The sequence below is a fragment of the Streptomyces sp. NPDC057543 genome (genome assembly GCF_042801895.1).
Classification (GTDB): Bacteria; Actinomycetota; Actinomycetes; order Streptomycetales; family Streptomycetaceae; genus Streptomyces.
In genome coordinates this window covers 1-5,582 of record NZ_JBHVFF010000412.1, presented here as the reverse complement: position 1 = coordinate 5,582, position 5,582 = coordinate 1, and the positions used below count along the sequence as shown (strand labels likewise).

Below are 5,582 nucleotides of genomic sequence, written 5' to 3'. Positions count from 1 at the left end.
GGGCCCCCGGCGGGGGCCCGCACACGGTCGGCCGGGTTCAGCCGTGCCTGCGGCCCAGTACCCGGAAGGCGAGGGCGACGGCGAGCGCGGCCAGGGCGAGCAGGATGCCGGTCTCGACGAGCTGGAGCGGCCAGAAGTGCGAGACGGGGTGGTAGTCGGCGAAGTAGGTGACTCCGCCTTGGTCGCGCAGGCAGCTCGCGGGGTCCTCCGGCAGGGTCGTGCCGGCCTTGAAGCAGTCCGCCCAGTAGAGCTCCTTGCCGGAGGCGGTGAGCATGCCCGTATGGACGTACCAGGCGTCACCGCTCGGGCCGTCGGGGCCGAGGGAGCGGTCGGTCGGCCAGAGCTCGTAGCGGCGTTTGCCGAACCCGAGCATGACCGTGCCGAGGACGAGGGCCGTGAGGCCCATGGACAGGACGGTACGGCGTACGACCACGGCGCACAGGGCGCCCACCGCCACGGCCAGCAGGGCGTAGGCGACGGCGGTCGGGCCGAGGGCGGGTTGGACACCGCTCTCGTACCAGCCCAGTCCCGAGGCGTTCGGGTTGCTCCGTATGCCCGACCAGCCCCACCGGTAGACAAGGACCAGAATGGTCACCCCGGCGGTCACGAGAGCCGCGGGCAGGGCGAGCCGGGCTGCCAGCCACTGGGCCGGGGACACCGACTGGGCCCAGGCGAGCCGGAACGTGCCGCTCTCCAGTTCGCGGGCGATCAGCGGTCCGGCGACGAAGACGCCGATGAGCCCGGCGAGCAGTAGAGCGACGGTCCCGCCGTCGGACAGATAGATCTCGGTGGCGGAGCGGGCGTGGGTGGACAGGTAGGTGTCGTCGCCGCAGCGGGTGGTGTCGCCGTCGGCGCAGAGTTCGTCCGAGCTCGCGACCGCGACCCAGATCCGGAGCCCGACCACTAGGGCGATGCCCAGCGCCAGGAGGGCGCCGGCCGCCCACAGGGAACGGCGGTGCTGGCGGAGGAGGACGCGGACGGGACCCCGCAGCCGGGCGGGCACGACGGGCGCGCGCAGACCGATGACGCTCATACGGCCGCCACCTCCAGGCCGGCCCCGGCGCTCGGCGTCAGCAGGGCGGGCGCCTGCGGCGAGCGCAGATGCGCCAGCAGCAGCTCCTCCAGCGAAGGCTCCGCGGCCTCCCAGACGGCGGTGTCCACCGGGCCCTCCCGCCGTACCAGCGCGGTCTGCAGACGCCCCGCCGTGCGGGACTCGACGACGGTGTGCGGCGCGGTGTCCCGTACGGGACCGGTGAGCAGGGCGTGCGCGGCGAGCAGGTCGTCCGTCTCGCCGCCCAGGCGGACCCGGCCGCCGTCGACGAGCAGAAGGTAGTCGCAGGCGCCCTCCAGCTCGGTGAGGATGTGCGAGGACATCACGATCGTCGTGGAGTGCTCGGCGGCCTCGGCCATCAGCGCACCCATCAGCTGGAGGCGGGCGAGGGGGTCGAGATCGGCCATCGGCTCGTCCAGCAGGAGCAGTTCGGGCCGCTTGCCGAGGGCGAGGGCCAGCGCGAGCCGGGTGCGCCGGCCGCCCGAGAGGGTGCGGACCGCGGCGTCGCGCGGGAGCTCCCCGGCGATGCGTTCGGCGGTGTCCTGGTCCCAGGTGCCGGGGTTCAGTTCGGCGCCCGCCCAGAGGGTCGCGGCGACCGTCAACTGCGGGTACAGCGGCTTGTCCTGGGCCACGAAAGCCACCCGGGACCGCGCCCCGCCGGGCGCCGCGCCCAGCACCCGTACCGTCCCCTCCGTCGGCCGCAGGAAGCCCGCCGCGAGGGCGAGCAGGGTCGACTTGCCGGCACCGTTGGGGCCGACGAGAGCGCACACGCGCCCGGCGGGCAGCCGGAACGAACAGTCGCGCAGCGCCCAGCCCCCGCCCCTGCCCCGGTACTTCATGCCGAGGCCGACGGCCTCGATCGCAGCGCCTGTCATCCGGCCTGATCCCCCTCGAAGGTCTTGTCCAGTACGGCGGTGAAGAGCGCGCTCACATCGTCCTTCTCCAGTCCGGCCGCGCGGGCCCGGCCGGCCCAGTCGGCGAGCTCGGCGCGCAACGGCGCGTCGTCGACGGCCGCCGCGCCGCCGAGGGCCCGCGTGACGAAGGTGCCGAGCCCGCGCCGGGCCTCGACGAGGCCCTCGCGCTCCAGCTCGCGGTAGGCCTTGAGCACGGTGTTCGGGTTGATGGCGGTGGCCTCGACGACCTCGCGTGCGGTGGGCAGCCGGTCACCGGGCTCCAGCAGGCCCAGGCGGAGGGCCTGTTTGGTCTGCTGGACGATCTGGAGGTACGTGGCGACGCCGCTGCGCCGGTCGATGCGGTACTCGACCGCTGCGGACCCTGCCATGCCCACCCCCCTTTCACTAATTAAGTAGTGAAAGCCTGACGCAAAGCAGGGGCGGCGTCAAGAGACACCGCCCCTGGCCGGAGCCGTGGCCGCTCAGGACTCCGTGCGGTACATCAGGTCCACCTCGTGCGTCGCGAAGCCCATCCGCTCGTAGACGGCCAGCGCGGCCTTGTTGTCCGCGTCGACGTAGAGCATCGCGGTCGGCAGCCCCTCGGCGGCCAGGTGGCGCAGCCCGATCGCGGTGAGTGCCTTGCCGAGGCCGCCGCCCTGCGCGTCGGGCCGGATGCCGACGACGTACACCTCGCCGAGCTGTTCCTCGGCGTGCACCTTCGTCCAGTGGAAGCCGATCAGCTCGCCGTCGCGCTCGGCCAGGAAGAACCCCTTCGGGTCGAACCACGGCTCCGCCTTGCGGTCGTCCAGGTCGCGCTGGGTCAGCGAGCCCTGCTCGGGGTGGTGGGCGAAGGCGGCCCGGTTCACGGCGAGCCAGGCGGCGTCGTCCTCGCCGGGCACGAAGGTGCGGACGGTGACGCCGGGCGGCAGGACCGGCTCCGCGATGCCCGGCGTGCCCAACGGGCGGCGCAGCTGGCGCAGTTCGCGGAAGAGGGAGAGGCCGAGGACCTGCGAGAGATGCCGGGCCGCGGACTTCCCGCCGTGCGCCCACACCCGCAGCCGCTTCCCGGTCAGGGCGAGCAGCGCCGCCCCCAGCGCCCGCCCGTGCCCCTGCCCGCGGTACGCCGGATGCACGACCAGCTCGGCGGCCGGCGCCTCGACGGGGTCGGTGTCCTCCAGCTGCGCGTATCCCACCAGGGTGGCCCTGCTGGTGAGCAGCAGATGCCGCACGCCCTCGCGCCGCCCGCCCCGCAACTGCAACCGCCCCTGCTCGGACACGGCCTGCCTGCCATCGGACCGGGCCGCCTCGGCCAGCAGCCCGGACACGGCCTCGGCCTGCTCGGGGGAGAGGGCGTCGAGCGTCTGGATCTCACGTCCGGGGGCGGGGAGAGGTACGTCAGTCGTCATGTGTACGAGCGTACGGGGGCGGGGTGGGGATGTGGGCGCCGCGAGGGTGCGGAATCGCCCTACGGCCCGTTGGGCAATTCGGGCAGCAGCTTGCGGCCCGAATTGTTCGGGCCGCACACGCTTCCGGAAGTCGTGCGTGCTGTGACGTTTCTGCCTGCATATGTACGCCGTACGGGCGATTGGCGGCAGTTGGCCCCGATTCAGACCGCATGGCAACCAGTTCGTAACCCCCGACACCTGTCGCGCTACGCGCGTTGACCCTAGGCTGCGGCACGAAGTCTCCAGACTCGCCATCACCCTCAAACCTCCCGCTGAACTCACAAGGGGACCGATGTCAGCGACACCACAGAAGAACCGCGCATCCCGGCGGGTGCTCGCCGCCGCGGCCGGGCTCGCCACCGTCGGCGCGCTCGTCGCCGCGATGCCGGCCGGGGCCCAGGACAAATCCCAGGGCAACGGCCAGAACAAGCCGGCCAACACCGTCGACGTACAGCTGCTGTCCTTCAACGACCTGCACGGGAACCTGGAGCCGCCGGCCGGCTCGGCGGGCACCGTCAACGAGACGCAGGCCGACGGCACGACCAAGGCGATCCCGGCCGGCGGCGTCGAGTACCTCGCGTCCTCGCTGCGCACCGCGCGCAAGGGGCACCCGTACTCGATCACCGCGGCCGGCGGCGACATGGTGGGTGCGAGCCCGCTGCTGTCCGGTCTCTTCCACGACGAGCCGACCATCGAGGCGCTCAACAAGATCGACCTCGATGTGACGACCGTCGGCAACCATGAGTTCGACGAGGGCGCCACCGAGCTGGCCCGCCTCCAGAACGGCGGCTGCCACCCGGTCGAGGGGTGCTACGAGACGGGCAAGAAGTTCAAGGGCGCCGACTTCCCGTACCTCGCCGCCAATGTGACGAGCGAGAAGACCGGCAAGCCGATCCTCAAGCCGTACACGGTCTGGAAGAAGAACGGCGTCAAGATCGGCTTCATCGGCGTGACCCTGGAGGGCACGCCGAACATCGTCACGGCCAACGGCGTCAAGGGCCTCAAGTTCCACAACGAGGTCGAGACGATCAACAAGTACGCCGCCGAGCTGGACCGGCAGGGCGTCAAGTCCATCGTCGCGCTGATCCACGAGGGCGGGGCGCCGGCCTCCACCTCGTACAACTACGACTGCGACAGCTCCGGCGCCGGTGACGGCATCTCCGGGCCGATCGTCGACATCGCCAAGGGCATCAGCCCGAAGGTCGACGCCCTGGTCACGGGCCACACCCACCAGGCGTACGTCTGCACGATCCCGGACCCGGCGGGCAACCCGCGCATGGTGACCTCGGCGTCGTCGTTCGGCAAGCTCTACACCGACACGACCCTCACCTACGACCGCCGTACCAAGGACATCGTCCGTACGTCGGTGAAGTCGGCCGGGGCCTCGAACCCGAAGTCGGCGAACCACATCGTCAGCCGGGACCAGCCCAAGGCCACCGACATGACGGACCTGATCGCGCGCTGGAACACCCTCGCGGCGCCCATCGCGAACAGGCCGCAGGGCTACATCACCGCCGACATCAACGGCCGCGGCTCCACGGACCCCGAGAAGCCGCTCGGCAACCTGATCGCGGACGCCCAGCTGGAGGGCCTGGCCCCGGCGGACAAGGGCGGGGCGGTCGTCGCCTTCATGAACCCGGGCGGTATCCGGGCGGACCTGGTCTACAAGGCGTCCGGCAGTGAGGGCGACGGGGTGGTGACGTACGGGGAGTCCTTCACCGTGCAGCCCTTCACCAACATGATGAACGTCGTCGACCTGACCGGCGCCCAGCTGATCAGCGCACTCCAGCAGCAGGTCAGCGGCTCCAACGAGGCCAGCCCGAAGATCCTCCAGATCTCCAAGGGCCTCACCTACACCCTCGACATGACGAAGACGGGTGCGGCCCGCGTGGTCACCGACACCATCAAGCTGAACGGTGCGGCGATCGACCCGGCCAAGACCTACCGCGTCGCGATGAACGAGTTCCTGGCGGGTGGCGGCGACGGCTTCGCGGCGCTCGGCGAGGGCACCAACAAGCTGGTCGGCGCGTCCGACCTGGACCTCTTCAACGCCTACCTGGCGGCCCACTCGACGGCCGCCGCGCCGCTGGCCCCGCCGGCGACGGACCGGATCACGGTCATCCGGTAACTCCCGTGGTTACGTAACTCCCGTACGCGGGTGAAGTGGGGCGGTGGGCCAGCGGGCCCACCGCC

5 protein-coding genes are annotated in these 5,582 nt (G+C 71.7%); 1 reads left to right on the top strand and 4 read right to left on the bottom strand.

What is annotated here, in order from left to right:
- Window positions 1–37 precede the first annotated feature (37 nt).
- The 4 genes from ACFU8Q_RS38510 to mshD all read right to left on the bottom strand — a co-directional run bounded on the left by ACFU8Q_RS38510 (window position 38) and on the right by mshD (window position 3,350).
- Window positions 38–1,033 carry an ABC transporter permease gene (locus ACFU8Q_RS38510; protein WP_384463945.1) on the bottom strand — a complete coding sequence of 332 codons (996 nt, stop codon included), beginning with the start codon at window positions 1,031–1,033 and terminating at the stop codon, window positions 38–40.
- The gene (locus tag ACFU8Q_RS38505; protein ID WP_384463942.1) at window positions 1,030–1,926 is read right to left on the bottom strand and encodes an ABC transporter ATP-binding protein; all 897 of its coding nucleotides are present in this window, start codon (window positions 1,924–1,926) and stop codon (window positions 1,030–1,032) included. Before ACFU8Q_RS38505 ends, ACFU8Q_RS38510 begins: the two co-directional genes overlap by 4 nt.
- On the bottom strand, window positions 1,923–2,333 hold the full coding sequence (locus ACFU8Q_RS38500) for a GntR family transcriptional regulator (protein WP_384463939.1): 411 nt from the start codon (window positions 2,331–2,333) through the stop codon (window positions 1,923–1,925). The genes ACFU8Q_RS38505 and ACFU8Q_RS38500 overlap by 4 nt, the downstream gene beginning before the upstream one ends.
- Window positions 2,334–2,426: 93 nt before the next feature.
- The gene (gene mshD, locus ACFU8Q_RS38495) at window positions 2,427–3,350 is read right to left on the bottom strand and encodes a mycothiol synthase (protein ID WP_384463936.1); all 924 of its coding nucleotides are present in this window, start codon (window positions 3,348–3,350) and stop codon (window positions 2,427–2,429) included.
- 331 nt (window positions 3,351–3,681) lie between these two features.
- On the opposite strand from mshD, the gene ACFU8Q_RS38490 reads away from it, so the two are divergent.
- Complete coding sequence (locus ACFU8Q_RS38490) at window positions 3,682–5,517, top strand: bifunctional metallophosphatase/5'-nucleotidase (RefSeq protein WP_384463933.1); 1,836 nt, start codon at window positions 3,682–3,684, stop codon at window positions 5,515–5,517.
- Window positions 5,518–5,582: the final 65 nt, after the last annotated feature.

What these genes read in the sequence shown, in the direction of transcription:
- ACFU8Q_RS38510 (WP_384463945.1), bottom strand. Translation starts at nt 1,033, where the DNA reads ATGAGCGTCATCGGTCTGCGCGCGCCCGTCGTGCCCGCCCGGCTGCGG.
- ACFU8Q_RS38505 (WP_384463942.1), bottom strand. Translation starts at nt 1,926, where the DNA reads ATGACAGGCGCTGCGATCGAGGCCGTCGGCCTCGGCATGAAGTACCGG.
- ACFU8Q_RS38500 (WP_384463939.1), bottom strand. Translation starts at nt 2,333, where the DNA reads ATGGCAGGGTCCGCAGCGGTCGAGTACCGCATCGACCGGCGCAGCGGC.
- mshD (WP_384463936.1), bottom strand. Translation starts at nt 3,350, where the DNA reads ATGACGACTGACGTACCTCTCCCCGCCCCCGGACGTGAGATCCAGACG.
- ACFU8Q_RS38490 (WP_384463933.1), top strand. Translation starts at nt 3,682, where the DNA reads ATGTCAGCGACACCACAGAAGAACCGCGCATCCCGGCGGGTGCTCGCC.